The 26,346-nt window shown below is 28.7% G+C and carries 25 protein-coding genes; 14 read left to right on the forward strand and 11 right to left on the reverse strand.

Annotated features, from left to right (window positions below):
* Positions 1-123: 123 nt before the first annotated feature.
* The 4 genes from H527_RS0100005 to H527_RS0100020 all read left to right on the forward strand — a co-directional run bounded on the left by H527_RS0100005 (position 124) and on the right by H527_RS0100020 (position 3,655).
* On the forward strand, positions 124-336 hold the full coding sequence (locus tag H527_RS0100005; RefSeq protein ID WP_027410808.1) for a mechanosensitive ion channel: 213 nt from the start codon (positions 124-126) through the stop codon (positions 334-336).
* A 383-nt stretch (positions 337-719) separates the two neighbouring features.
* Entirely contained in the window at positions 720-1,751 is a 1,032-nt protein-coding gene (locus H527_RS0100010) for an AI-2E family transporter (RefSeq protein ID WP_035087003.1), read from the forward strand.
* A 48-nt stretch (positions 1,752-1,799) separates the two neighbouring features.
* A complete protein-coding gene (locus H527_RS0100015) occupies positions 1,800-2,222 on the forward strand; it encodes a PepSY-like domain-containing protein (RefSeq protein WP_027410810.1) in 423 nt (140 codons plus the stop codon).
* 983 nt (positions 2,223-3,205) lie between these two features.
* Positions 3,206-3,655, forward strand: a complete 450-nt coding sequence (locus tag H527_RS0100020) for a ferritin-like domain-containing protein (RefSeq protein ID WP_027410811.1) — start codon at positions 3,206-3,208, stop codon at positions 3,653-3,655.
* A gap of 233 nt (positions 3,656-3,888) precedes the next feature.
* On the opposite strand, the gene H527_RS0100025 is transcribed toward H527_RS0100020, so the two are convergent.
* Positions 3,889-4,971, reverse strand: coding sequence for a DUF748 domain-containing protein (locus H527_RS0100025; protein ID WP_027410812.1), 1,083 nt, complete (start codon positions 4,969-4,971; stop codon positions 3,889-3,891).
* Between the two features lie 122 nt (positions 4,972-5,093).
* On the reverse strand, positions 5,094-6,656 hold the full coding sequence (locus H527_RS0100030; protein WP_155837768.1) for an AsmA family protein: 1,563 nt from the start codon (positions 6,654-6,656) through the stop codon (positions 5,094-5,096).
* 349 nt (positions 6,657-7,005) lie between these two features.
* On the opposite strand from H527_RS0100030, the gene H527_RS0100035 reads away from it, so the two are divergent.
* Positions 7,006-7,713 carry an SOS response-associated peptidase gene (locus H527_RS0100035; protein WP_051316557.1) on the forward strand — a complete coding sequence of 236 codons (708 nt, stop codon included), beginning with the start codon at positions 7,006-7,008 and terminating at the stop codon, positions 7,711-7,713.
* A gap of 5 nt (positions 7,714-7,718) precedes the next feature.
* On the opposite strand, the gene H527_RS21025 is transcribed toward H527_RS0100035, so the two are convergent.
* The 3 genes from H527_RS21025 to H527_RS0100050 all read right to left on the reverse strand — a co-directional run bounded on the left by H527_RS21025 (position 7,719) and on the right by H527_RS0100050 (position 10,374).
* The gene (locus tag H527_RS21025; protein WP_035087006.1) at positions 7,719-8,033 is read right to left on the reverse strand and encodes a YdhR family protein; all 315 of its coding nucleotides are present in this window, start codon (positions 8,031-8,033) and stop codon (positions 7,719-7,721) included.
* Between the two features lie 103 nt (positions 8,034-8,136).
* On the reverse strand, positions 8,137-9,156 hold the full coding sequence (locus H527_RS0100045) for an AraC family transcriptional regulator (protein WP_027410815.1): 1,020 nt from the start codon (positions 9,154-9,156) through the stop codon (positions 8,137-8,139).
* Positions 9,157-9,318: 162 nt separating this feature from the next.
* Complete coding sequence (locus tag H527_RS0100050) at positions 9,319-10,374, reverse strand: helix-turn-helix domain-containing protein (RefSeq protein WP_027410816.1); 1,056 nt, start codon at positions 10,372-10,374, stop codon at positions 9,319-9,321.
* Positions 10,375-10,569: 195 nt separating this feature from the next.
* On the opposite strand from H527_RS0100050, the gene H527_RS23405 reads away from it, so the two are divergent.
* From H527_RS23405 to H527_RS0100065, 3 genes are all read left to right on the forward strand, one after another.
* Positions 10,570-10,734, forward strand: a complete 165-nt coding sequence (locus H527_RS23405; protein ID WP_027410817.1) for a DUF1328 domain-containing protein — start codon at positions 10,570-10,572, stop codon at positions 10,732-10,734.
* 18 nt (positions 10,735-10,752) lie between these two features.
* Positions 10,753-10,932, forward strand: a complete 180-nt coding sequence (locus tag H527_RS0100060) for a hypothetical protein (RefSeq protein WP_027410818.1) — start codon at positions 10,753-10,755, stop codon at positions 10,930-10,932.
* Between the two features lie 216 nt (positions 10,933-11,148).
* Positions 11,149-11,481, forward strand: coding sequence for a hypothetical protein (locus H527_RS0100065; protein ID WP_027410819.1), 333 nt, complete (start codon positions 11,149-11,151; stop codon positions 11,479-11,481).
* 146 nt (positions 11,482-11,627) lie between these two features.
* Here H527_RS0100065 and H527_RS0100070 read toward each other — a convergent pair whose 3' ends face one another.
* Entirely contained in the window at positions 11,628-12,035 is a 408-nt protein-coding gene (locus H527_RS0100070; protein WP_027410820.1) for an arsenate reductase family protein, read from the reverse strand.
* Between the two features lie 116 nt (positions 12,036-12,151).
* Here H527_RS0100070 and cls point away from each other — a divergent pair, with 116 nt between their 5' ends.
* Positions 12,152-13,573 (forward strand): cardiolipin synthase, encoded by a 1,422-nt coding sequence (gene cls / locus H527_RS0100075; RefSeq protein WP_027410821.1) that lies wholly within the window; start codon positions 12,152-12,154, stop codon positions 13,571-13,573.
* Between the two features lie 177 nt (positions 13,574-13,750).
* A complete protein-coding gene (locus H527_RS0100080; RefSeq protein ID WP_027410822.1) occupies positions 13,751-14,341 on the forward strand; it encodes a porin family protein in 591 nt (196 codons plus the stop codon).
* 531 nt (positions 14,342-14,872) lie between these two features.
* Here H527_RS0100080 and H527_RS0100085 read toward each other — a convergent pair.
* Genes H527_RS0100085 through H527_RS0100105 form a run of 5 tightly spaced genes read right to left on the reverse strand, consistent with a single transcriptional unit; the run spans position 14,873 to position 22,996 of the window.
* The gene (locus H527_RS0100085; RefSeq protein WP_027410823.1) at positions 14,873-15,769 is read right to left on the reverse strand and encodes a DUF6268 family outer membrane beta-barrel protein; all 897 of its coding nucleotides are present in this window, start codon (positions 15,767-15,769) and stop codon (positions 14,873-14,875) included.
* A gap of 12 nt (positions 15,770-15,781) precedes the next feature.
* On the reverse strand, positions 15,782-19,492 hold the full coding sequence (locus H527_RS0100090) for a metallophosphoesterase (RefSeq protein WP_027410824.1): 3,711 nt from the start codon (positions 19,490-19,492) through the stop codon (positions 15,782-15,784).
* Positions 19,493-19,536: 44 nt separating this feature from the next.
* Positions 19,537-21,066, reverse strand: a complete 1,530-nt coding sequence (locus H527_RS0100095) for a GH3 family acyl-acid amido synthetase (RefSeq protein ID WP_027410825.1) — start codon at positions 21,064-21,066, stop codon at positions 19,537-19,539.
* A 10-nt stretch (positions 21,067-21,076) separates the two neighbouring features.
* Positions 21,077-22,300 carry a Pycsar system effector family protein gene (locus H527_RS0100100; RefSeq protein ID WP_027410826.1) on the reverse strand — a complete coding sequence of 408 codons (1,224 nt, stop codon included), beginning with the start codon at positions 22,298-22,300 and terminating at the stop codon, positions 21,077-21,079.
* A gap of 54 nt (positions 22,301-22,354) precedes the next feature.
* Positions 22,355-22,996, reverse strand: coding sequence for a hypothetical protein (locus H527_RS0100105; protein WP_027410827.1), 642 nt, complete (start codon positions 22,994-22,996; stop codon positions 22,355-22,357).
* 772 nt (positions 22,997-23,768) lie between these two features.
* On the opposite strand from H527_RS0100105, the gene H527_RS23800 reads away from it, so the two are divergent.
* The 4 genes from H527_RS23800 to H527_RS0100125 all read left to right on the forward strand — a co-directional run bounded on the left by H527_RS23800 (position 23,769) and on the right by H527_RS0100125 (position 26,288).
* On the forward strand, positions 23,769-23,909 hold the full coding sequence (locus tag H527_RS23800) for a hypothetical protein (protein WP_155837769.1): 141 nt from the start codon (positions 23,769-23,771) through the stop codon (positions 23,907-23,909).
* A 15-nt stretch (positions 23,910-23,924) separates the two neighbouring features.
* Complete coding sequence (locus tag H527_RS0100115; protein ID WP_027410828.1) at positions 23,925-24,512, forward strand: alkaline phosphatase family protein; 588 nt, start codon at positions 23,925-23,927, stop codon at positions 24,510-24,512.
* A gap of 21 nt (positions 24,513-24,533) precedes the next feature.
* Positions 24,534-25,427 (forward strand): YihY/virulence factor BrkB family protein, encoded by an 894-nt coding sequence (locus H527_RS0100120; RefSeq protein WP_035087009.1) that lies wholly within the window; start codon positions 24,534-24,536, stop codon positions 25,425-25,427.
* 381 nt (positions 25,428-25,808) lie between these two features.
* Positions 25,809-26,288: a hypothetical protein gene (locus H527_RS0100125; protein WP_027410830.1), complete on the forward strand. Its 480-nt coding sequence runs from the start codon at positions 25,809-25,811 to the stop codon at positions 26,286-26,288.
* The last annotated feature ends 58 nt before the right edge of the window (positions 26,289-26,346 follow it).

A 26,346-nucleotide genomic window follows, 5' to 3' on the forward strand; every position in this document is an offset into this window, starting at 1 on the left:
AAAAAACAAATCGATAAATTTGAATTAAAACCTGATGATTTAGGGTTTAAAACAATCTAAATATCAAAATAAAAAAGTGACGTTAGTCAGAATTTTAAAGATGTAGAAAATAAGGAAGATGTATTGTTTTTATGGCGGGACTTTGGAGATAGTTCTATTGATTATGAATTAAGGTTTTGGATTAATTCTACTTCTGCTTTAGAAGTAGCTAAAGCTAAAAGTGAAACAATTATGTTAATAAAAGAAGCTTACAAAAATAATAATATTAATATCCCATTCCCTATACGAACTTTGGATTTGCCAAAAGGTTTTGATTTAAAAAAAGAAAACAATTAAAACACAGACAAAATAAAGTGATAGATTGTCTTTTCAATATTATATTAAGAACATATATATATAACAAAACAATTTTGTATAGAGACTTAATAGCCTCTTTTTAATATTAGCAGATGTAATTCATTATATAATATGAACTTAAATGTTTTGTAAAATTTAAATACTGATATCAGAAAAATTGAAAAACTTGTATGATATTGTTTTGTTGTTTAAAACTAATGAAGGATGTTATGTTTAATTCCTAATTGAGAGGCTATTTCGAAGAGGATTGCCTCGAAAACAAAATATTTTTCGGCAGTATATCTCGTGAGTTTACTTCGAGGTTATTGATTAATTACAAATTTTTTTATTGTTATAATTTAACCAAACTAATATCTAATATTATGAGAAATATTAATCCTAGCATTATTAGACAAATTTTTATATTGCTTTTAATTCTTATTATTGGGGGGCTTATTTTTAGAGAAATATTACCTTATTTTTCGGGTGTTCTTGGAGCAATTACAATTTATGTTTTATTACGTAAATGGATGGTTATTCTTTTAAGAAAGGGTTGGCATCCAGATATGGCAGCTACAGCATTGTTATTAGGATCGTTTATAGGTATCTTAATGCCAATTGTTGGTATTGTTTTTATGCTAGGAAACAAGGTGGGAGATGTAGTTAAAAACTCTGAAAAAGTGATTGTTGCATTAAAAAACAGATTAGACACATGGGAATATCAATTAGGATATGATATTAGCTCTCAAATAGATCCCGAATCTATATCTTCATGGCTTTCCGAAAGTTTACAAAACTTTGCAGGAGGTACATTTAACGTGTTTATCTCCATCGGAATCATGTATTTCTTATTGTATTATATGTTTACTAACCGAAGAGAGTTGAAAGAGTCGTTATTTGAATATATACCTATAAATCAAGAAAATTTAAAAATTATAGGTAATGAAAGTCAAAAAATGGTTCGATCCAATGCTTTAGGAATACCTTTGGTTGCAATAGTACAAGGAATAGTGGCACTTGTAGGTTTCTTAATTTTTGGGATAGAAGATCCATTATTTTGGTTCGTGATTGTAACTGTTGGTTCGATGATTCCTTTTATAGGTACTTTGGTAGGAGTTTTGCCTGTGTTTATTTTAACTCTTTCTATGGGTAATACATTTCAGGCGTGGGGGATTTTACTCTATGGGCTTCTTATAGTAGGCTCTTCTGATAACTTAGTCAGGTTATATGTCTTAAAAAGGTTAGATAATGTACATCCAATAATAACTTTAATAGGAGTTGTTGTCGGGGTCCCGTTATTTGGATTTATCGGGCTTATTTTTGGACCGTTATTAATTAGTTTGTTTCTTATTGTAGTACAAATTTATAAATCCGAATATGGGAAATCAAATTATAAAGGAGAAGGAGAGTTGTAAATAATACAATAGGTGGTGTTAAAAGTCTTATTATCAAAAATTTAAATCATGAAACTTGTAGGTTTTTTAGCTGTTTTTATATTTACTATAAATTATAGTTCGGTTGCACAAGAAAAAGTTCCTAATGCTGTTAAGCAATCTTTTCAAGAAAAATATCCTGGTGAAAATGATCCAGATTGGCATAAAGATAAAAATGGATATTACGAATCTAATTTCAAAAAAAAAGGTAAGCATTTTCGGGCAGATTTTGATGCTTCAGGAAATTGGATAGAGACAGAAAGGAGTATGAAAAAGAAAAATTTATCAGAAGCTATAAAAGAAAAAATAAAACAAAATTTTAAGGATTATAAAATTGTAGAAATAGAAGAAGTGGATCATTATTTAAAAGGAAGATTCTACGATGTTGAATTTAAAATTGATGGAAAAAAACAAGATGTTGAGTTTGATGAAAGCGGAAAAATAATTAATTAATACGATTTACGAATAAAAATCTCGCATATAATCGCATTCTTTTTCTACTATATTTTCTTCATAAAATGAAACAATAGCTATGGCTATTCTTTAATTTGATTCATCAATCTAGCGAAAAACCTTTGCAATTATTTATACGCAATTCTCATCCGTAAATCGTATGAGTATGTTCGAAATTTTGATAATAAAAAAACAGTAGATATAAATATGCTGCTTTCTGTTAGTATTTTTTATCGATACTTGATCTTTAGAGTTACTTCATTAAAAATTAAACTAAAGATAGTTTGTTAGTAACAATACTCTTATAATTAAAAAAATGTTCTTTACCCCATGTTTTTAAAAAACAGGTAAAGGGTGGCAATAAAATGTTTGAAATAATTATTAATAGAGAGCTATTCTTTTAGTTTTTACAGTTAAAATTTAAAATTATAGGTTATTATAAAAGGAAGTATTTTTTGATTGTTAAATTAGTACTTCCATATCATTTTTAAGGTGTGTTTCCTGCTTTTGCATCGCACATAATAAAAGCTTTTTACATTCACATATTTTACACAGGTCTGTTTTTACAGTTATTCTCTTTTTGATCATATCAAATATTTTTTATAAAAGATGCTAATTTTTAATGATGAATATTAATCCTATTGATTAAATCAAAAACAATTCTGGATTCTTAAATTTTTATAATGAAATGTTAAAGTAGTAAATGAGTTAATGTTTATTTCTTTTGAACAAAGCGAAGCTTTAAAGCAGTAGTAGTTTTACAGTGAAATAATTGATTATACAAATTTAATAATATGGATTTACATTTAATACTAATATTCGTGAGTGGGTTTGCATCTGGTATTATAACAATAGTTACGAAGGAATCTTTTACAAGAAAATCAAATAACAACTAATTTATATTAATAATTATTTAACCGTAATAGAGATGTTAAAGGATATGCATCTTTAAATAACTATCCATAATTTAAAAAAATAAAATTATGAAAACATACACTGAAGAAGTAGGAAACAAATTGAATGATTTATTAGAAAAAACCTATGATGCAGAGAAAGGCTTTAAGAAAGCAGCGGAAAATGTAGAACATTTTGCTTTAAAAAATTATTTTAACCAAAAGGCTCAACAGCGTTATGATTTTGGTCATGAATTAAAAACAGAAATTAAATCTTTTGGACAAGAGGTTGATAAAGGAGGAAGTATAACAGGAGGCTTGCATAGAACATGGATGGATATAAAATCTTTGGTATCTGTAGACAGTGAAGAAGGAATGCTAGAAGAAGCTATCCGAGGAGAAGAAGCATCGATAAAGGAATATAATGAAGTGCTTACTGAAACTTCTCTACCACCAAGTACACAAACTGTTTTAACGCAACAAAAAAATAAAATTGTTAGTGGTCTGTCTAATATTAGAACTTTAGAAGATCTAAAATAGTTTTTAGTTCACCTATTTAGGTGTCATAAAAATCACCAGAAAAGCTTACTTATTTTTATTTGTTAGCTGTTTTGGTGATTTTTTGGGTTATAATAAAAATCATAACGAATGAGTATAAATCAAGGATGAATAAAAGAGTTTTAATGATGGTGTTAAATAATTTTTATTAGTAGTTTTATAAAACTACTAATAAGAATTCAATAGAAAATATAGCTTTCTTGAACTCCTTCTTGTTACTTGTTTTTTTGTATATCCTCAAAATTAATACTATTATCTATTGCTCCTTTAAAAGCTTTTACCCAAGCATTTTTAAAAATATTAAAAACTGTAGGCCATACTTTAGTTGTAACATTATTTAAATCCCCTTCTAATGGTACCTTTGTTGCCAAAGTATTATTTTTTTGGTTCTTTAATATAAATTTAAAAACACCAACAAAACCTTCCCATAAAGTCTCTAAGAAAGAATCTTGTTTGTTAAGTAATTTTATATTTTTAAACATAGGTTTTATATATCCTTTTAAATACCCATTTGAAATTGCTATTTCGCTATATATATTATAGCTACCACTATCAAAGTCAATGCCTGCATAATAATCTGTTAAATCATTGAGAGATGTTATATTGGCATTCTCTAACGAAAAAGAAAGATCTATATCAGGAATTTGTTTCACTAAGTCCATTTTTCCTTCTAGCTTAACATCTCCTTTTCCTATAGATGTAGCGGTAGCATAAACAGAAGAAGGTAATTTTTTGTCATCACGAACTACGTTCCTAAGGTTTTTAGCTTTAAGATTAATTTGATTTAGTTGTAAATCAATATCAGGTTTTGCAGATAATTGTAAAAAAGCTATTTTTCCATTATTTATTTCTAGTGTATTAATATCAATAGGAACTAAATTGGTTAGAGCCTTAGACCAATCCTCAAGCTCTGGATCTTTTACATTTTCTTTTTTTTGATCCTCAAATACATAAATCAATTCTGGTTTGATTATACTTATCTCACTCACAATTTTACCTTTAAATAAAGATTTCCATTCTATAGAGATATCTGATTTTTCAAATTTTAAAAACGGAATCTGAGAGGAGGCATCTATTTTATTAAGGTATAGTCCTTTGATCTGATAGGCTCCCCGTATTAAAGAAATATTAACACCTTCGATTTGACCATAATATCCAGGAATATCAGATAGAACATTATTTACATATTTTTTTACTAAATATGGCATTGACAGCCTTATGATGATTAGTAAAGTTATGATTGTAATAGGAATACCATATCGCTTTTTTCTTAGATTTCTTTTGTTACTTTTATTCATTTAATCCACATTGTAGAGTTTACTTTTCTGAGGCTTGCCTCAAAAACAAAATATATTTTTGGAAGTACACCTCGTGAGTTTACTCTGAGGTTATTGATTTTTTTCTAATATTATTACTAATTTTATTTTTTTCCATTGCCTGCAACCACATCTTTTAATCCATCACGAATACTTATCCATAGAAAATTAAAAAAGGACTTCGTTTGATCTCTTTCTATTTCAATTTTTCCAAATCGATACCCATTGCTATCTGTTTTAGAGCCATCATTTACCAATAGGTTGGCTAAAGCTGTGAAAGTTTTGTTTATTTTTAAGGCATCTTTTTTTAAGATTACAAATTCAAAATCCTGATATTTCATTTTCATATCCCCTATGGATCTTTTATCATTTCCACTGATAGTAAAATAAGCTTCACTTACTTTACCTTTGGCTCTGGATCGTAAATTATTTTCTAAAAAAGAATTGATGCTTTTTGATGTAAAATTTTTAAAACTTCCTGAAGCGGTGAAATTATCTTGAGTTGTCTCTGTTTTAAATCTTAAATCTAGTGCAACAGCCGCTTCTCCCATAAATACAGCACTGCTATTTATTTTTATATTTTCATTTTTTTTATTCGCACTTGATAAAGCTATAGATGTATTAATATTCTCAAAATATATTCTTCCTGCCTCTGTGTGATAATGTACAAGCTCTTCGTATCCAACAAAACCATCGATTACCTCTATTTTTGGTATATGTATATTAAAATTTAATTGTTTTAACATTTTGCCATATAGCGGTTTATATGTTTTGTTATCTGGTATTAATTTATCCCTATATAATTCTAGTATAGGTTGTTTAATTTTACTGCTGTCAGCCTTAAAAAATAAATTGCCTTTATTGTTAGAGTAGTAGTGATAATTATATAATTCTAAGACAGGAATGGATAAATAAACATGATCTCTTTCTGTTTGGATTTTGTTAGATAAGTTACGTTTATCATATTTGGTTTTTATCTCTACTTTTTTAGCAAGTACATTATTTTTATCAAAATAGATATCATCTATAATAAGGTTATCAAACTGGTTTAATATTACGTTTAATTTTTTAAAGTTAGCATTAATATTGTGATAACGAAATGGAATTTTTTTTAACAAAGTGTGATTGTCTGTTCCAAAATCTGTTATCTTAATATTAAATTTTTTAATATCTAATTTGAGTGTGTTACTTGGTTTTTCAAAGACAGAAATTTTTCCGTTTTGTATTGTTAATTCATTAATGTTAAAAGAAGAAAATCCTGGGTTTTTAATTGATTTTTTAGAAATACTACTAATATTGGTATTAGAATATTTATAAATTTCAGGCTCTTTTAAAGTAACATTAGATATACGTATATTTTTTTTTGTAATGTATGGCAAATACTCAAACCTAAGAACAGATAGTTCTTCTAATTTTATTTTAGTGTAATGTAAAGAATCCTTTGAATAAAAATGTATCACAGGCTTCTGTATAGATACATTTCCATTGATCCATTCTGTATTTAAGTCTGAATATTCGATATTTATATTATCTGGTAAGCCTGTATCCAAAAAATTCTCTACAGTTATAGTAAGCCATGCTTTAATCAAAAAATACATCAGTACTATCAAAAAGACTATTGTTAATAACACAATGATTAATCGCTTTTTTTTGAGAGTATAATTCATAGGATATTTTTTTATCTTAAATAGCCTATTAAGTTACTATAAATACTAGATAAATGTTGCTTCATATAAAATCAAGATTAACTCTTTTGATATACTTTGAAGTAGATAGATTAATAATAAAACAGATTTTTGTGACAAAATTAGTTGATTATGAGTTGATTTTTGGAGATGTTTAGATTTAAGTTTTTTCTTTTTTTAGAGCCTAATTGTATTTCGTCTATATTTTTTCAAATTGATGATAACGGTTTCTTTTTAAATTATAATCAAATGCGTTATTATTTAAACCATACACGATAACTTAATAGCCAGAATCTGTATTACTTGCATAACTATAATAAGAAGTGTAATTATGGATATGTACAATAAAGTTTCGAATACAGCAGAAAGAAAAATGATAGAGAATGAATTTGGTGTAACTTTTAAATTTCCCAAATTATATAAGCCTTCTCCTGTAATAAATGGGGCAGAAGAAGCTACTTTATCTATTATAACCATGGAAAATCCTGATATTATATCCTATGGTATTTGGGGTATTTTACCAAATGATTATAAAGATGAATGGATGGATTTTCAGAACGTATTAAGCACACTAAGTGTAAATAAAAAAAACTTAAATAGAGATTTTTTATTCAAAAAACCCTTTCGTTACAGAAGATGTCTTATTATTGTTACCGGATTTTTTATCAATCACTTACACAATGGACACTTATATCCATATTATGTTTACTTGAACACTAAAAAACCATTTTGTCTTGCAGGAGTGTATAACACTCTGGATGATGGGTTTTTAACATGTTCTATTGTTGTGACAAATACATTTGGTGTTATTAACAAAATTCAAAATATAAATTCAAAAATGCCTGTAGTTGTTCCTAAGGATTTATATAAACTATGGTTAAATCAAGATTCTACCTCAGAGCAATTAAATGATCTTATTGTGCCTAGTAGTTTAAAGTTTCAAGCACACCCTATTGCCAAAGAATTCTTTAAAAATGGGATTTCTTATGAGTCTATGCTGGAACCTGTGTATTATAAAGATATTCCTAATAGATTATAATATTGTTATATGAAATTGTTGCATTGAAGGGTATAGTTTAAAGAACTTATATCTATTTTTAAAGTTTTAGGGATTATCCCATACCTTAGACCAACACCTTTTATTAAAAAACCTTTGAGATATTGTTCTGCAGATTGTGTGTTCTGAAATATATAGATTCCTCCCACAGTATTTGTTATCTCATTTGAATGACAAAATAAGGATATCAGACCTTCTGTTTGTATTAATTCTTTTTTACGATTTTCTATTAATACATATAGTTCTTTTATAGATAATTTGGACTGAAAATTTAAATTAATAATCGCTTTCTCTTCTTTCATAACCATTTATTCTAATTTGGATTAGGGAGATAAATCTTGTATCGAGATTATAAATCGAAACAACTGCAGGAATATGTTTTGAAAATGATATTTTACTAATAAATTATTTAGATTTTATTTTTTTTCTATAATCTATTGGTAAAACGCCATATTTTTCAAAAAATATTTTGGAAAAATAACTGCGACTTTTAAATCCAACCTTATATACTATTTCTGATACAGAGTCATTAGTGTTCTTTATATAATCCCTTGCAGTTTCTAGTTTTATTTGTCGTACATATTCATTGACTGTTTTAGAAAATAATATTTTAAAACCTAATTGTAATTTTTTAGGGTTTAACCCTGATTTAGTGGATAGAGATGTAATAGACATAGGTTCAGATATATTATTTACAATATAACTAGATAGGTTATTAATTTTTTTAATATCGGATCTAGATATAGATTCAGGAAATCTTATGTTATCTTCAAAATTATTAAGCTCCAGAATTTGCATAGCCATTATACGATTTAATTGCCCTTCTATAAAAAGAGTTCTTACAATACCATTATCACATATTTCTTGTAATTGCTTAATCTGATCTGCTATTTTTAAATTAAAATCACCAAAATGATTGTAAACAGACTCTGCCTTCTCATTTAGAAAAGTAGAAAGTAAGTTTATATTAAGATAAGATAAATTATTGTTTTTCTTTTTAACATACTCTTTAGGCTGCATGTAAATAAAATTTACTTTTATGGTAGTTTTATTAAGAAAGAGATATGTTTCTTTAGAGTTTTTTTTATTACAAGTTATGATATTCTGATATCTTTCAAAATCATATTCGGTATCTTCATCATCATTATAATATTTTAAATTTCCTTCTGATACAAAAATAAATTTTATTGGATTTATATCTGAAGATTTGAAAATAATTCTTACATCTTTTGTGAAACAAACATTGTAATCTATTAAGGATACTCCCCAATCAAAAGTTATACTGCGTATAACCCCTTTGCCAAATTCATTTTCAAAAACCAAGGAATGTTCTCCACAGTGTTCTTTTAAATCTCCATTTAAATGTATATTTAATTGCTCTAATATTTCGTGACTCTGAACAGTGTTTATCTCTATCACCCGCATTCTCTTAAAAATTTTCAATTTATAAGTTGTGCAAAGAAATAACATAACTGTTAGGCACATTAACAATTTTGAAACCTATACTAACAATTTTAATTAGTTTATAGTAAAATGAAGTTTATAAAAAATAAACAGAGATAGATAGTATTATATGACTTATACTAACTAAGCAGATTGAGAGTTTCTTTTTTTATTTCTAACTTGATCTAAATATTGTTTAGGACTTACCCCATATTTTTCTTTAAACAGTTTAGAGAAATAACTTCTTGAGTTAATCCCGACTTTATAGGTGATTTCTGTTATATTAAGGTCAGAAGATTCTAGCAAAATTTTAGATTTTTCTATTCTAAAGTTTCGTATATATTCGTTTACTGAAGTTTTGTAAAGTTGTTGAAATCCATTTTGTAAAGTATTTTGATTTAGCCCAACTCTTTTAGCTAATTCTAAAACATTGCTGATACTATCAATTTCTTCTTTGATAATAGAAACTGCCTCTTCTATAGACTCTATAGTGGCTTGTCTTAAAATAATTCTTTTATCGGGTTCATTAAGATCATCTAGAAATTGTTGTAATTGATGTGTCAAAATCTCGTATGCTTTACCTTCAAGATATACCTGTCGCATAAAATCGGTTAATTCACATTCTGTAAATTCAGAAATAAATTTAGAGATCTCTAAACTGTAGTAATTTTTATAATAAAATTGGTTAATCCCATTAACATCTCTAAATAGAGATATTAAGTCTTCATTCATATTAGGTAAAAATGCTTCTATTTTTTCTTCAAAAAGTTTTCTGTTTATTTCTAGACTAAATATACAAATAGGGGTGTTTGCAGGGATTTTAAATATATGATTATTTTTTGAGGTACTAGAAATCATAGCATTCTCTAATCTCCTGATTTCTTGAAAAGATGTATCTTCTTCAAACCTATGATAAAAACCAGACTCTCTGTTAAACATGATTTTAAGTGGGTGTATAACTCCTTTTTCAAGTGTTATATGAAGATCCTCTTTTAATAAATAATCACTTTCAATAACTCCGATGCCAAAATCAAACTCGTAGGACTTAATGTAACCAGAACCATATTTTTTTGGAAATCGAAGGCAACATTCAAATTCGGATTCTTCATAATCAATACCAATATTTTTAGCCAGATCAATAATAGTATCTTTAATATGATAGTCGCGAATCAACAATTTTTTTTTCATTATTTTTTTCATTAGCCCCAGTTTTGTTAAAGGTACTTTATTTTTCAAGAATTTATCTCGAAACTTTTTTAACAAAAGGGATGGAGTTAATATTAGTATGGATACCGTTAACAAAATGCCTTCTGTTTTAAGAAATTTACACCAGTGAAAGATTTGATAGTCAAATCGCTCTATATTGGGCTTCTAATTAACTAAAAAATATATATTATGTTACGTTACACCATTATTTTTGTAGTTCTTGCAATAATCGCAGCCGTTTTTGGGTTTGGAGGTATTGCTGCAGGTGCTGCTAGTATTGCTAAAATACTATTCTTCATCTTTATTGTATTATTTATATTATCATTAATCTTTGGAAAAAAATTCAGAGCCTAACCAAAAAAACTAATAATTATGAAAAAGACACTTATATCATTTTTATCTATAATTTTTATTGCAACAATTACTTTAAGCTGTAGAGAAAAAACAGCTGGAGAGAAAGTAGAAGACGCTGTAGAAGACGTTGGAGACGCTGTTGAAGATGGAGTAGAGGATGTTAAAGATGCTGTTGAAGATGCTACAGATGACAACTAAATACTAAGAACATTTAAAAAGTTCTTTTTAGTAAATAAAAAAACGGATAATGGTCTAAGTAAAACTTGTCAATATCCGTTTTTTTATTTTCAATCCACATTGTGGAGTTTGATTCTACGAGGCTTGCCTCAAAAACAAAATATATTTTCGGAAACACACTAGTGAGCTTTATCCGAGGTTATTAATTATTAAATAATAATAAAAAAAAATTATATAATGAAACAAAATTTTGCTAAAAATGAAAAAGAGTATATAGATAAGTACCAACAAAAAGGATATACCACTAATTATCGTTTTGTTGATAATAGGCTAATCGATACTACTAATAATAAAGAGTATTTTGCTGATGATATTTTTATTGTTACTCAATATCGTTTTGAAGGAATGAGCAATCCTTCGGATATGTCTATTCTATACATAATAAGAACAAAAGATAAATCAAAAGGAACTATGTTAATTGGGTATGGACCAACTGGCGATATAGAATTAGCAGATTTTTTTGATTCTATTCCAGAAAAAAATTTTTGTAACGACAAAGATTTACTTTGATATATTTTTATTATACATTTTGGAAAAACACAAACAAATAATTGTTTGACTTCTATCTCTAGGGTTTTAATTATTCGAGATCTAGTCTTAAAAACAAAATATATTCTATAAAACACTCCCCATAAGTTTACTCAGAGGTTATTGATTTAAATACTTTTTTTGTGGATTGTTGAAGTGTCGGAATCTGTTAACCTTACAAAATCAGAAGGGTTTTCTAATAAATAGAACTGCTCTCCTTTTATAACAATAGGATAAGTAACAACTTCTGGGTGTCTTTTTATTACTTTAAGCCAGTCATTTACTTCTAATTCAGTTTGTTCGCTGTATGTTTTTTGAAAATCAGGATGCTTTTTGTTTATAAGGTTAGAGAGCTCAATGTTCAATTTTTGTGCTATTTCTATCCACTGTGTTCCTGTTAAAGTGTCCATAGATAAGTCTATGCGTAGAATACTTTTGTTAGAAGTACTCACATAGCTATTAGCTTGTTTTCCCAAAGATGTTTTAGAATTATATATAAGTGTTATTTTATTTTTATCTGTAGAAAAGATTCCCATAGCTATATATTTTTTATTTTTATAAAAGTACTATACTGTCAATATCTTTTGTTGTTCAATAGCTATAAATTTTAGCGCATTTAATAGATACAATACAAACTCTAAAAAATTAATTAATGACTATTTTTATTATCATTTATAGTATTGTAAGCATATTATCTATTTTACATATTATCCTTTATGGATCCCGACCAACAAAATCATTAAGTTGGCTTCTTATTGTTTTGATATTGCCATTTATAGGAGTGATGTTGTATCTTATATTTGGGATCAACCGTAGAAGATTTAAATTTTTTAAATTAAAACAAACTGTAAAAAGAAAATTATACGACAAAACACATAAAAATAAAAGCACCAAAGAGCAACAGGTTCAATTTAAAGATCCTAAAAAAGCCAAATTAGCTAAGCTTTTAAGAAACAGCTCAGATTTTTCAGCAAGATCTAATAACGAAGTAAAGGTTATTCAAACAGGAGAGAAAACCTTTGATACTATCTTTAAAGAGTTAGAGAATGCCGAAAAGTTTATCCACATGCAATATTATATTATTGAAGAAGGTGAAATATTTGATAAGCTTTATAGACTATTTAAAAATAAAATAACTCAGGGAGTAGAAATACGTGTTTTATATGATGCAATAGGGAGTTATTCTTTACGAAAAAAAATAATTAAAAAATTTAAAGAAATAGGGGTGAAAATATACCCCATATTACCATTGCGATTTGGTAGTTTTATATTTACTTTAAATTATCGTAATCATAGAAAGATTATTATAATAGATGGAGAGGTAGGTTTTACTGGAGGGGTAAATATTTCAGATAAATATATCAAACCCAAAGATTATTTAGGAATATGGGATGACACCCATCTATATATTAAAGGACCCGTTGTAGACACTCTTAACCGGGTGTTTATAAAAGATTATTATTTTGCAAGTGATCAGGAACTATTACTCTCTGATCAATATCTTCCAAAAATACAGGATAGTGGAAATGTGACTGTGCAAATAGTAGCAGGAGGACCAGATTCTGATCACCCCTCTATTATGCAACAATATATTACTATGATAAATTTGGCAGAAAAATACATTTATATTTCAAACCCTTACTTTATTCCTAATAGCGCAATGTTAGAAGCATTAAGAATTGCAGCATTAAGCGGTGTAAATATAAAATTGCTTGTTCCTAAAAAATCAGACTCTTGGTTAGCTAAACATAGTATGTTATCTTTTTTTGAAGAACTATTATTTTTGGGAATAGAAATATATCAGCAAAAAGATGATTTTTTACACAGTAAAACTATTGTTATGGATGGAGAAATAGCATCTGTAGGTTCTGGAAATTTCGATCATCGAAGTTTTGAACATAATTTTGAAACTAATGCTATAATTTATGATAAAAAAATAGCAGAAAGCATTTGTAAAGATTTTATAGAAGACTGTAAAAAAAGTATCATATTGGATTATAAATGTTATAAAAACCGTCCTTTAAAAAGAAAATTATCTGAGGGTATTGCTCGATTTTTTAGTCCGTTGTTATAAATACTTGTTAATTAGTGGGTTTATTATTTAAATGATCTTTTTTGTTTTTTTAAGCTTTTATTAGCCCCATACTTTTGTGTTTAATGAGTTAAAAACTCAGTTATATGAGTTAATCAAAATACACTTTTCTAGGTAGTTTTGATCTAACAAAATTTTATAACTAAAAACTTAAAAAAGATGAAAAAAGTCATTTTATTTTTAACACTTACTTTTTGCAGTACATTTTTATTCGCACAACAAGACACAAGTAATAAAATTCAATTAGGAGCTCGTGGCGGGGTTAATTTTGCTACTATAACTGGAGACGATTTTGAAAGCCCTGAATCCAGAACTAGTTTTTATGCAGGTTTAGTAGCAGAAGGTTTTGTTACAGATAGATTTTCTTTGCAAAGTGAAGTGTTCTATTCAGGACAAGGGTTTGATATAGAAGAAACACTTATTACACCAAAAGCAGAATATCAAATAGGGTATATTCAGGTTCCGGTTTTAGCTAAAATATATCTAGTAGAAGGGCTTAACATCCATGCAGGACCACAATTTGGATTTAAAGTAAACGAAGAAATTGATTTTGATCCAAATAGTGATGGTGGGGATTTTGATATGGATCAAATTAAAGATTTTGATTTTCAATTAGCAGCAGGGGCAGAGTACAAGTTTTCAAATGGTTTATTCATTCAAGCTAGGTATACATATGGTTTCTCTGAAGTCATTAAAGATACAGACGTGCATAACTCTGTACTTTCGGCAGGTTTAGGGTTTATGTTTTAATCCACATTGTGGAGTTTAATTCTCTGGGATTATTGATTAAAACACACAGATTTAAAATAATAAGGATAATAAAGGCTAGCTGTTTACCAGTAAGCCTTTATTTTTTTGAGTAAACTATAACCAATTTTATTCTTAAAGTAAAAAAAGATAAAGGTTAATAGTAGGAACAACTTTAATGCAATCTTAATATAGAATTAAATCGCTGATTTATTAGCGATAACCACTATAATTAGATGCCAAAAAAGCGTCAACATTTTGCAATAATAAAACCTCTGAAAATATTTTGAAAAAAATGAAAAATTTGTAAGTATATGTTCTCAAAAATTAGTTGGTTTTATTAAGGGATATTTAAAAAAAAACATGAAGATACTCTCATTAATTATGAAAATTATGTAGAAATATTTAGAGCTCTAGATACAAGGCGTTTCAAAGTTAAAATGGTATAAGATATATATTTGCCAATCTAGACTAACCATAAGCTATTACTCTTAATTATTTTAGAATTAATATCTGGATTACAACTAAGTTTCGTTATAATTTAAGTTTTAAACCAGCTCTAATATATAAGCTATTTTGATCATTAATCGTGAGGATATTATCTTGGTTACCATTACGTAATCGTATATCATTTATAATAGTAAACCCTGTATAGGTATAAAATAATAAGTGATCTGTAAATAATCGTTCATATCCAAAACCAGCTAATACAATAGTCATGGATATATTGTTAGCAGTTTTTTCTTCTAAGGATTCTAAATCTGCTAGATTTCTGTTTTTTTGGATATTAGCAAAAAAACCATCTAGTGTAATAAAACTTTGTAAGATGTTTTTTTCTTTAAAATAATATTTAAGATTTGATTTTGGAACACCTAATACAAATGACCAAGAAGGATGAAATTTTCTATAATAATTTACAAAAGGAAGAGGAAAAGGTCTTCCTGATGAGGTAGAGTACTGTAAACCTAAAATTAGACGCCAAGGTTTAGTTGTTTCTATATTTTTTTTGTCTTTTATAAAATAGAAAGAACCTGTAAATAATAAGTCATCACTAATCAATTTATGTTCCTCAAAATTTGAGGCAGCTATAACTCCAGACTGAACAGCAAATCTCCAATAGTTTTTTAATTTAAAGGTATAGCCCAGGCTTGCCTCAATAGAGCTAAATCTTTCTAAGTCATTAGTATTAAAAGAGGTTTTATCTCTATAGATAAAATTTACATTTCGATATTCGATTCCAGGTACTAAAAAACTACCTTTATCATTTAATTTAATAGGCAGTCTCGCAAAAGCTCTAAATCTCCTAAAGGAATTATCACTATCTCTTTGTGGGAAATAAGTGTATTCTACTCTAGCAAGATCTGACATCTGAGCTTGCAGAATTGTGGTAAAAATTACCATCTTAAAAAATAAGATAAACTTACATCTCATAATTTTTAATTCTTAAAATTTAAAAGTAAAATCGAAAGAAAACCTCTCACCGTCTTCCCCTGAGAACAGATTAAATGTTGCATTCATTGCATTAGCACTATTAATCCAAAATCCTCCACCATAATCGCTATGCCATTTGTTAGATATATCGTTTTTACGAATCCAAACCCTGCCGGTATCTGCTCCTGCAAATACTCCTATTTGTAAAGGAAGTATTTTGGTTTTAAATTGCGTAAAACTATACCTAATATCTGCGCTTCCTGCTAATGCCGATTGTCCTGTAAATCTTTCGGTTCTGTATCCTCTTAATAAATTTTGAGCACCTATTTGAGCTCCTTGATAAAATTCATAATTTTCTCCTATATTAAATTGCCCTTGTATAGCTGTTTTTAATACCAATTTACGATTACGAATTAATGCATTATAAAATCCTAAATATGGTTTTATATATCCAAAAGTTCTTTTCGTATCTTTTATGTTTATTCTACCTCCTGCATTAATTTCAAATTTCATTCCTCTGGTAGGGTTTACATTTATATCATAACTTTCGTATCGGTATGTTCCATCTAATCCCACAAACCATTTGCGGTTAAAAATATTGGGATCTTCTATATTTGCTTCTTGAGTGATAAATCGAGAAGGAGTATTGTCTACTTCAATTCCTTCTAGAGAACCTTTGTATTCAAAATAACTACCTAATCGACCATTTTTTACAGCTCCTATAGATACCTTATAAATACTTAGTTTAACACGATTATAATCAAAATTCAATACATTTTGATTGTTTTTAGTTTCATTTCCAAAACCAAAAAAGTTTTCAGCAAAATTAGGGCTGGTGTACTTTAGTTCTGTAAGTAAATTGTAATTTCCTAATACTCCTGCAAACTCTCCTCTATACCCCAAATCAAAACCATGTGTGGCAAAATAATAACCTCCAGAAAAAACATGCTTACTCGAAAAAGGATTTCTATGAAAACCTTTAAAAGTAAGATTTACCAATGGTCCTATGCGTATACCATCATCTGGATTAAAACCTATAGATGGCAGTACGGATGAGGTTGCTAAGACTCTTTCGTTTTTATCAAAATTATTTATTCGATAATTATCTGTAAGTCTAATTTTTGCTGCTCCTTTTTTTTCCACAGTATTTGGTTTGCTTTTATGATCATAAACAGAAATTTTATGCCCTTTTTTAAAACGGTATATATCGTTATTCTGACCGCCTATAATATTGATTTTTATAGGGTTATCGACGTTTCCTTCTGCTTCAAAAATATCATCGTCATCTAATCCATAAATCCATATTTCTTTAGTAACTTTTTTGTCAAATATCTTATCACTTATTACATCTGCTTTTTCTCCATCTTTAATTCTGGATACTACTACCCGAGTTTTTCCTTTTTTCATTCGTTCAATACGAATAAAATCATCTTTATCGGTTCCTGTTATAATAGCAAGTCTTGCCAGATAATCATAATATCTATCTGCTATGTCTACCAAATTTAGACGTCTACCTTTTAGATTTTCTTTAATTATGTTCAAATCTTCTCCCTCTGCTTCTTTAGGGATGTTTTTAAAGGCTTTTTCGATGGATTTATCCGTAAGGTTTTCTTGTATGAATTTAGCTTGTTTAAGCCACTCGTCTTTACCACTGTTTTTAATTAGCGTTCTATCTAACCTTGTTACCGAAGCATTAATCCATTTAATGTCTTTTAATTCTTCGTCATAAACTTGAAATTGATTAGCAAACCCAAGAAGCCCTTTTAATGTACCTAAAAAACCTCCGTCAAAATTAGAAAATGCCTGATCCCGATCTCTTGGTATAGGTTTAAAAATATGGTTTCCGTTATCTAATTTATACTCTGCCCATCGCCATTGATCTTGATGTCGATCCCAGTCTCCTATAAGCATATCAAACATTCTTGCACGTATGTAAGAGGGTTCGTCTATTTTGTATTTCTCATCTCTACGTAATCTTTCATAAACATCTGCTGTGCTCTCTATATCATCAGGTTTTCCAAAAGAGGCTAAGTCTTTGTGATTTTCTTCTGGTCGCTCCTCTATCATATACAATTCGTTACCATGATCTGTATTATGTTTTCCTAAAGCTTTTTGTTTAGGAACATAATAAATTTTCGGATTGGTATGAAAGATCCCTATAGCATCAGACAATTCTGGTATGACTGTAAATATGTATGGATGGGATGCGGTGTAAAAATCGAGAAGGATATCTTCTGAAATAGTATTTTCCAGAGATTCTTCAATATAATTATCAGGAAACACCGTAGATTGAAGGAATTTTACTCCACTTTTCTTTAAAGCACGCATATTATATTCCTTACCGTCTTTACTTTTCAATCGTAAAGACCTTGTTTGATGACCACCGCCTTTTCTTACTACCTCTAATCCTCCGTACAATGTATCCAGAATTGCTGTTTTAGCTTTAATTTTTTTCCCATACAGATCTCTATAATGATCTCCCCATATACTCTCATAAAAATCAGTTCTATCTGTAACTTCTTTTTCATACACAGAGGCTGCTATTGTTTGCTGTGTAACTTCTGGGATCTTAGTAACATCATATCCTAGTGTTTTTTTATATATTTCTTTTCGGAAAAGTAATTCAGCTTCGTTGTTTTTAACTCCGTAATAAGAAGCCCAAGATGCACCGTTTTTATAGATATCCAGCCTTACAAAGCCTTGACCTCCATATGCAAATAAACCGTCGTTGCCAAGATTGGCATAAGAGTTTTTTGCTCCTGCACCAGAGACTATCTGTTTAATTCCTTCATGCTCTATATACTGTAAAGAATGTTCGTGACCCGAAGCAAAAATAATCCGTTCTGATCCTTTGGCTAAAGTCTCTAAGCGGTTTACTAAAGATTTGTATTGTTTATTTTGAGTATCTTGTGTGGATATTGCTCCTGCAGTTCGTATTTGCATTGCTAAGGAACCTAAAACAGGTACTGGTATTTTTTTTTGGGATGGATAAAGGTGTTTTACTGGCGCATATTTTCCTCCATGTACTCCGTTCGTATATAAAGGGTGGTGCAAAGCAAAAACGATAGTTTTATTTTGATTTTTCTTAAATTCACTTTCTATTTCGAGAAACATAGCTTCTCTGGTTTTAATTTCGGGACAGTTATCGTTAATAGTCGGGTGCTTATCCCAATCCTCTAAATACCATTGCGAATCCAGAATAATAAGTTGAATATTATCTGTAATATCGATACTCTCTAAAGCACATCCTTTGGATGGGCGAAAAACTTTTTTATCTTTTAATTTGTTCTCAAAATATTTTTCTTCTCGTTCTAGTCCTTTTAAACCTTCATTATACCAATCGTGATTACCAGGGATAAAGTATACTTGTCCGTCAAAATTTTTAACTGCATCGATTTGCGCATCTAAGCGATGTTCTGCAATTTTTCTATCTTTTTTGCCAGCTTTTGGCATACCAGCAGGATAAATATTATCTCCTAAAAAAATAGTATAATTACCTTTATGTTTGTTTTTATTTAAATAGTTTTTTAGAGCGGATAGGGCAGGGGTACTTTCTCCTTCAGAAGCATAACCTGCATCACCTATAAGATAGAACGTTTTTTCTATTTCATTAGATGATGGTACTATAGTATCTTTAAAAGGTTCCCTGTACTTAGGCTCATACAATGCACAACTTGAAACTAAGATTGTAATTATAAAAAGAAAAATATACTTATAATGCATACATTAAATTTTTTAAAGAAAAACTAAAAGTGATTCTCTGTATTTTATTTTAAAATTAGTTTCGATACAAATGTTTTCCATTCACTAAATTTTTCTTCAGACATCACTCTTTCCATTTTCACTTGTCCTCCTTTTTTCTTTTGTGTTCCACTCCACTCTGAAAAAAGATCGATAGGAACTTTAGTTACTTTGACTCCTTTTAAAGCCTTTGATCTGGCAACTCTATAATTTTTATTAGCTTCTTTTAGAATTTCATCCAGAGCTTTTGCGAGTTCTTCATTTGTTATATCTGTTTCGGTCCCCAAATACCAATGGTGGTAAAACTCTTCATTGATTTGAACTGCTGAAAGTGTAAATTCGGGAACCTTTATATTAAATTTTGCTTCGATTTCTCGTAAGGCAGTATTCATTTTTTGTACAGATAATTGCGACCCTACTACATTAAGAAAAAATTTTGTACGACCAGTAATTCTAATTTCTGCTCGTTCGATATCTGTAAACTCTATGGTGTCCCCAATAATATATCTCCATGTTCCAGAGACGGTACTAATTAGCAACACATAATCCTGACCAACTTCTACTTCTGCTAAGGTAATAGAGGGAGCATCTTGTTGTAAGGATCCATCTTGATTAATGTATTCTGGCTTAAATGGCACAAATTCAAAATAGATTCCATTGTCGGTAATCAACTTCATTGCATCGGTTTCTGGTCTTTCTTGATAAGCAATAAACCCTTCTGATGCTAGGTACGTATCAATTACGGTAATCGGGTGATCCAAAAGACTGTTAAAACTCTTTTCGTAAGGAGCAAAAGCAACACCTCCCGAAGTATATACCTGTAGATTTGGCCAGATATCGTGTATGTTATTTAAATTGTGGTGTTCTATTACTTTTTGCAACATGAGTTCTATCCAAGAAGGAATACCACTAAGGGCACCTATATCCCATTCTTTTGCTTTTTCGGCTATTCTTTGTACACGCTTATCCCAATCTTCTATTTCTGAAATTTCTTTACCAGGCTTGTAGTACCCTTCAAACCAAAAAGGTATATTGCTGGCGCTAATACCACTTATTTCTCCTTCTAGATGGCCATCTTTTTCTCGTAAATTTGTAGAACTACCTAACATCATAATTTCTTTCTCGAAGAATTCTGCAGGCAAATCAAAATTAGATAAAGCTTCTACTTGTTTTATTCCTGCTTTTCGTATAGCTTCAATCATTTCATTAGTAACAGGAATACGTTTACTTTTTTTTCCTGTAGTTCCAGAACTCAAAGCAAAATAATCAGGGGTTTCTGGCCAGGTAACATTTTTTTCTCCGTTTATAACTCTGCTCCACCATTTTTCGTGTAACTGATGATAATCAAAATAAGGAATGTTATTAGCATACGCATTTTGTATATCCTCTGCTTCTAGAACACTATTAAAATTATATTTTTTTCCAAAATGGGTATCCAAAGCTTTTTTTAATAAACCTTCTAATACCTTTTTTTGCTCCTCGATATGATTTGTTTCAGAAGATAATACTCCCTTTAAATCTATAGCTCCTTTTATTAAATTTCCTATAATTGCCATGGTTTGTTTTTTATTTTAATATTATGGGATCACTTACTTTTTCAACTAAATCCATATCTGCAAAAGCAACGATAAAAGCAATTACTGATAGGATAATCCCAATAGTGAAAACTATATAAGTTATTTTAAGTAAAGCATATTTTCGTTTAAGTACTAACCCTAGTAAGTATAAGTCTTTTGTTAGCATTTTATATACATAAGATTTATCATCTATAATCTCATTGATAGCCCATTGATATTCTTCATATTTCATTTTATAGAAATTGCCAAAAAATAGTAAGTTAACCTTTCTGTTTTTAACTTGTTCTTTAGTGAATTCTCCTCCTGTAACATTAGGTTGCGTAGACATTATAGACAATATGATAGATGCAACACTGAAGAGGACAAGGATCAAACTGGGAATCATTAAATGACGATTACTTACAGCATCTAGTTTAGGGATAAGGTTAGCTAATGCTAAAGAAATAATAATAGCATTAACAGATAATAATATATTGGCCTTAGTGTCTGCTATATCACTTAATTTAATATGATTTCTAAGGGTCACCCTAAATAATGTTTGTATACCTCGCTCGGGGCTTTCTTCTTTATATTTTGCTTTTAGCTTAGCTTTAGTAATTTCTCGTTGTTGTTTCTTTTTATTTTTGTTCTGTCTTTTTAATAAGTTAAGTAGGTTTTCATTTTTTTTTGGAGTCCAATTTTCTACTGCATAGCGAGTATAATACTGGTGTTGTTCAGAAAACATTTTTATATTTTCTGCTCTCCATTCCTTTATAGAATATGTAGAGATGCTGTGAAGAATCATTTCTTGATGTAATAGTTCGCTAACTTCCTTAAAATAATCTTTTGCAAAATGGGAACTATCGGCATCTTTAATAATTTCTTCCACTATGTTTTGGGGTTTATGATTAATTTCTGTGGCTAAAATGCAATCTTTTACTGCAATGATCTTTTGTTCCTCTAGGTTGTATTTGGTTAGAAATTTTTCAGCTATTTCTGCACTTATTATTTCATGACTTTCAAAGCCTTTAATGTATCCAGCGTCATGAAACCATGCTGCCAGTAATATAATTTCAGTATTTTCTTTGCTGATTTCTATATTTTCAATAATTTCTTGAGCACTTTCAACAACACGTCGTGTATGTAAAAAATTATGATACAGATAGGTTTTGGGGAGCTCATTTTTGAATAGCTCAAATATATAGTTTTCTGCTTTTTTTATAAGTAATGACATATCCTTAAATTTTATTAAATAGTGAGAATTGAATTGGTAAAAGGTTTCAGAAATTTAATTTCCTTCTTGTTCTTTTACCAGCATTAAAATCTCATCTGGGGATAAGTATAATCGCCTTATACGCGATTTATAAATTTCAGGTAAATCCCCTTTACTAAGTATAAATTCTTTTGTAGCCAAAATATAATCCTTCATATTATGGGTAACCGCATAAGTGTCTGCAATGCGTTCTGCTTTTCGAATATAACCTTGAGAGAAAAAGTATTTAATACCAAACAATACCAGATTTGCACTACTTCGGTTTTGATAATCCATTATATGCCCTAATTCATGCCCTAACCACCCTATTAAAACCTCTTTAGGAATATCTTTTATATGAAGTTGTATATTTTCTACCTTAAAAACTCTACTCATTAAGATTACATAACCTCTTTTGCTTTTTGAAGCAAAAAGTGTAGGGATTTTTGGTTGCGCTTTCATAAAAGATTTACTTAATGAAGATTTAAACTTAAATTCAATAGAGACTTCTTTTAATTCTGGATAATGAGATAATGCTGTTCTTGCTTCCTCTAGAATTTCTTCAGGAATTATTTTGTTTTTAAAAGATATCGTATCAGATGGAATCATAGTAGCATTTAAAATTTGGGTAAAAAGGAAAGCTATTATAAATATTTGAGAATAAAGTATATGTTTCATTTTACAGAGGCAATATAGATAAGAACCATTTATGATCTTAATGCATATGATAAAAAGGGTAACTCTTTTACTAGTTTAAATTGTTTTTTTTTGATGAGTTTTATACTTTTCTGAAAATAACCTAGTTTAATCCATATTGTGGGGTTTAATTCTCGAGGCTTGCTTCGAGGTTATTGATTAAGTGAAATAATCATCCAGATACGAGAGTAGATCTGTTAGCCAAGATCCCATATGCTTTTACGTTAATCCAGTGTTATATTTTGACCCCTATTCTATACTAAAGACTCTCTTTTATACATTTTATTACCTTTAAGTAATCATAGATTGATTAATATTTTCAAAAGAAGGATTTGTTTTAATCCTACTTATAATAATAGGTGACTTAAATTTTTCGTCGTTGTACATTAAACTATGACTTGTTTGATAAGATAATTTAACTAAATAGGTTGTGAGGCTAAGTCTTTTTTGTATAGTGGTTTATGATTTTGTGCTTTTGATTGATCTTATAATCATCCTTTTCTAGGATTATCGTTATTATGCTTGAGCGTAAATTTGAAAAGAAACAAGCATTATTATAAACATTGAAATTAACACTTGTTTTTTTTCATATTCTTACATGCAGTTCGCTTGTATAGTATGACCAAGTTACAAAAATGATCATTAGTAATTTTAAAAGATAACTCTATCCGAATAAGTTTTAACTGTATCGATAAATAACTCTTACAAACACATACTTTTTAAGTACTTTGGAGACTACAATAAAATTTGATTCATGATAACTAGATTAATTTTTGCCTGTTTATCACTTACTTCTAAAAATGTAGGTAGAGTTATTGATGCCCCAAAGCTAGTTGTTTTAGTAGATCAAATGCGTTATGATTATTTAACTCGTTTTTATAACCAATTTACTTAAGGTGATTTTAAAAAGATGATAAATAAAGAAAAAAAATATTGGGGACATGATTCGACTACATCTCTTATATGGTTAAATAAATTATTAAATACATTAGGTGTGGAAATAGACAAAAAAATCGGCTTAGTTTTTTTAACTCTAGATGATCACGCTACACAAGTTCCACAATATCTAAAATCGGTAAAAGAACCTTTAGAGTATTTTACAGAAAGGGCTGTATCTATAGAAATAAAAAATCAAACAGCAAGCTTTCTTTTACAACTTGAAGATGTGCAGCATTTATATGCACGTACTCAGTTTCAAAACACAACTTTTAATTTAGGTATAGTAGTATTAATACAAAAAGACTTCAATCTAAAAAGAAGGATAGATGATTGTTATACCTTAAACCCAGCTGTTATTTCGTATTCAAAAACAGGTCTATTTCATAGAAGCAGTTTTGTATATGATATACATGTGCCTCTAACATTCTATGATATGGAATGCTATAAAAGAACTATCTGTCAAAAAACATTAGTCGTTGATATTGCTCCTGTCTCTATATTACAAATTGTATTGGCAAAGAATATTACAAGAAATGTTATAAATGAAGTTGTTGATTAAATAAAACGACATAAAAAAATAATGAACTATACCACTATAACTCTAAAATCATTCTTAAATATTATAGCTACTACCTATAAAAATTGGATAAGCAATGAACCTTTTCAAATGAGTGCTGCAGTTAGTTATTATGCGTTATTTTCTTTTCCTGCATTATTGATTATAATTATTCAAACCACAGGAGTGTTTTACGAGAAGAGTCAAATAAAAGAAAAAATTATTAATGAAATTAAATTAGTATTAGGAAAAGATTCTGCTCAAACTGTTGAAATAATGTTAAAAAATGCAATAGACCAAGAACAATCTACACTGGTTATTATAGTCGGAATAATTACATTGTTATATGGTGCCACAGGAATGTTTATAGCATTGCAAAAATCTTTAAATACGATTTGGGGAGTTAAGCCTAAACCAAAAAATGAGTTTTTGAAAATGATTAAAGATCGTGTTTTTTCTTTAGGCTTAATATTAATGATAGGTTTTTTGCTATTAGTATCTTTGGTAATGACCGCGCTAATTACTGCCACTACAGATTGGTTGAGTCAATATTTCCCAGAAATTATCATCTATGGTATTCAAATTTTGAATTTTGTAGTATCTCTAGTTTTGATTACAGTTCTTTTTGCTATGATGTTCAAAATTTTACCAGACGCAAAGATAAGATGGCGAGATGTTTGGTTAGGAGCCTTTGTCACTACAATATTATTTAGTATTGGCAAATCTGCTTTAGGTATTTATTTTGGTACAGTTAATCCTGGATCTACTTTTGGTGCTGCTGGATCTGTTATATTAATATTGTTATGGGTTTCTTACTCTAGTCTTATTTTGTTTTTCGGGGCAGAATTTACTCAGGTTATTGCTTTAAAATATGGTGCAGGAATACACCCTACTACTTATGCTGAAAAAATTTCTTAAGACAGTTTTTTAAAATACGCGGTGTCTATGTTATTGAATATTAAAAATATTGATAATCAGTTTTTTGTAAATAAATTGAATGTTTTCGTAGAATTCTCTGAATACCTTGTATTGAGATTGTTGATTATAGAATGTCCAAATCAAATATGATGTTTAATTAAATCCAGATAATTACTCTATATAAAGTTGTTAGATATATATGCAACCATTGATTGATAGAATTGTCTTTTAATTTATAAAATTAATACATGTAAGAAGTAGTAGTTTCTTAAATAAAGCCTTGTTAGCTTCTTAAAGACTACAATAATAATTTAATGTCTATGAGAAATCAAACAGGCAAACACTATTTCTACTCTAAAACCTATTAACTAAGTAAAGAATATGATAACACAAGAAGAAGTAGTCGTTCAAAAAGTCTTTAAACAATTAGACGGTATGTCAAAAATAGAAGTATATGACATACTTTTTAAGATAGAAAGTATGTTGCTAGACTTTAAAAGCCCCATCCAGTATGAAGAGCTGAAAAAAACATTAAAAAGCACTTCTAGAAAAATAAATGTAGGAGCGGTAGATAATTTCGGGCATTTCTATTTAGAAGACCAATGCGAGTATATCAAAATATATAAAGTTAAAACTTTACTACCTAATTTTTTGGACAAAGAGTTATTATACTTTTTTACACCTTGGCAGTTAAAAATTATGGATTATACAACCGAAAACCTGAAAGAAACTTTTCAAGGAACATACCTAGAAACTGTGGTAAATCATTTTTTAGAAACTCATACTCCACAAACACGAAATCCTGTTACTAATAGGTTTATCCTTTTAGAATTCTTAGATCAAATGGATTTAGATTCTTGAAATTAATATGTAGTATACAGAGTAGTCGATTTTGTTATTTTATTTAAACCTAGGATGA

Origin of the sequence: Aquimarina muelleri DSM 19832, from assembly GCF_000430665.1 — a bacterium.
GTDB lineage: Bacteria > Bacteroidota > Bacteroidia > Flavobacteriales > Flavobacteriaceae > Aquimarina > Aquimarina muelleri.

Bases quoted from the DNA above. Each gene is read 5' to 3' on its own strand.
- H527_RS0100095 (WP_027410825.1), bottom strand. From the start codon at position 21,066: ATGGCAATTATAGGAAATTTAATAAAAGGAGCTATAGATTTAAAGGGA.
- H527_RS0100045 (WP_027410815.1), bottom strand. From the start codon at position 9,156: ATGCGGGTGATAGAGATAAACACTGTTCAGAGTCACGAAATATTAGAG.
- H527_RS0100025 (WP_027410812.1), bottom strand. From the start codon at position 4,971: ATGAATAAAAGTAACAAAAGAAATCTAAGAAAAAAGCGATATGGTATT.
- H527_RS0100060 (WP_027410818.1), top strand. From the start codon at position 10,753: ATGAAAAAGACACTTATATCATTTTTATCTATAATTTTTATTGCAACA.
- H527_RS21025 (WP_035087006.1), bottom strand. From the start codon at position 8,033: ATGAAAGAAGAGAAAGCGATTATTAATTTAAATTTTCAGTCCAAATTA.
- cls (WP_027410821.1), top strand. From the start codon at position 12,152: ATGACTATTTTTATTATCATTTATAGTATTGTAAGCATATTATCTATT.
- H527_RS0100065 (WP_027410819.1), top strand. From the start codon at position 11,149: ATGAAACAAAATTTTGCTAAAAATGAAAAAGAGTATATAGATAAGTAC.
- H527_RS23800 (WP_155837769.1), top strand. From the start codon at position 23,769: ATGATAACTAGATTAATTTTTGCCTGTTTATCACTTACTTCTAAAAAT.
- H527_RS0100115 (WP_027410828.1), top strand. From the start codon at position 23,925: ATGATAAATAAAGAAAAAAAATATTGGGGACATGATTCGACTACATCT.
- H527_RS0100120 (WP_035087009.1), top strand. From the start codon at position 24,534: ATGAACTATACCACTATAACTCTAAAATCATTCTTAAATATTATAGCT.
- H527_RS0100030 (WP_155837768.1), bottom strand. From the start codon at position 6,656: ATGAATTATACTCTCAAAAAAAAGCGATTAATCATTGTGTTATTAACA.
- H527_RS0100020 (WP_027410811.1), top strand. From the start codon at position 3,206: ATGAAAACATACACTGAAGAAGTAGGAAACAAATTGAATGATTTATTA.
- H527_RS0100125 (WP_027410830.1), top strand. From the start codon at position 25,809: ATGATAACACAAGAAGAAGTAGTCGTTCAAAAAGTCTTTAAACAATTA.
- H527_RS0100050 (WP_027410816.1), bottom strand. From the start codon at position 10,374: ATGAAAAAAATAATGAAAAAAAAATTGTTGATTCGCGACTATCATATT.
- H527_RS0100035 (WP_051316557.1), top strand. From the start codon at position 7,006: ATGGATATGTACAATAAAGTTTCGAATACAGCAGAAAGAAAAATGATA.
- H527_RS0100105 (WP_027410827.1), bottom strand. From the start codon at position 22,996: ATGAAACATATACTTTATTCTCAAATATTTATAATAGCTTTCCTTTTT.
- H527_RS0100070 (WP_027410820.1), bottom strand. From the start codon at position 12,035: ATGGGAATCTTTTCTACAGATAAAAATAAAATAACACTTATATATAAT.
- H527_RS0100085 (WP_027410823.1), bottom strand. From the start codon at position 15,769: ATGAGATGTAAGTTTATCTTATTTTTTAAGATGGTAATTTTTACCACA.
- H527_RS0100015 (WP_027410810.1), top strand. From the start codon at position 1,800: ATGAAACTTGTAGGTTTTTTAGCTGTTTTTATATTTACTATAAATTAT.
- H527_RS0100090 (WP_027410824.1), bottom strand. From the start codon at position 19,492: ATGCATTATAAGTATATTTTTCTTTTTATAATTACAATCTTAGTTTCA.
- H527_RS23405 (WP_027410817.1), top strand. From the start codon at position 10,570: ATGTTACGTTACACCATTATTTTTGTAGTTCTTGCAATAATCGCAGCC.
- H527_RS0100100 (WP_027410826.1), bottom strand. From the start codon at position 22,300: ATGTCATTACTTATAAAAAAAGCAGAAAACTATATATTTGAGCTATTC.
- H527_RS0100010 (WP_035087003.1), top strand. From the start codon at position 720: ATGAGAAATATTAATCCTAGCATTATTAGACAAATTTTTATATTGCTT.
- H527_RS0100080 (WP_027410822.1), top strand. From the start codon at position 13,751: ATGAAAAAAGTCATTTTATTTTTAACACTTACTTTTTGCAGTACATTT.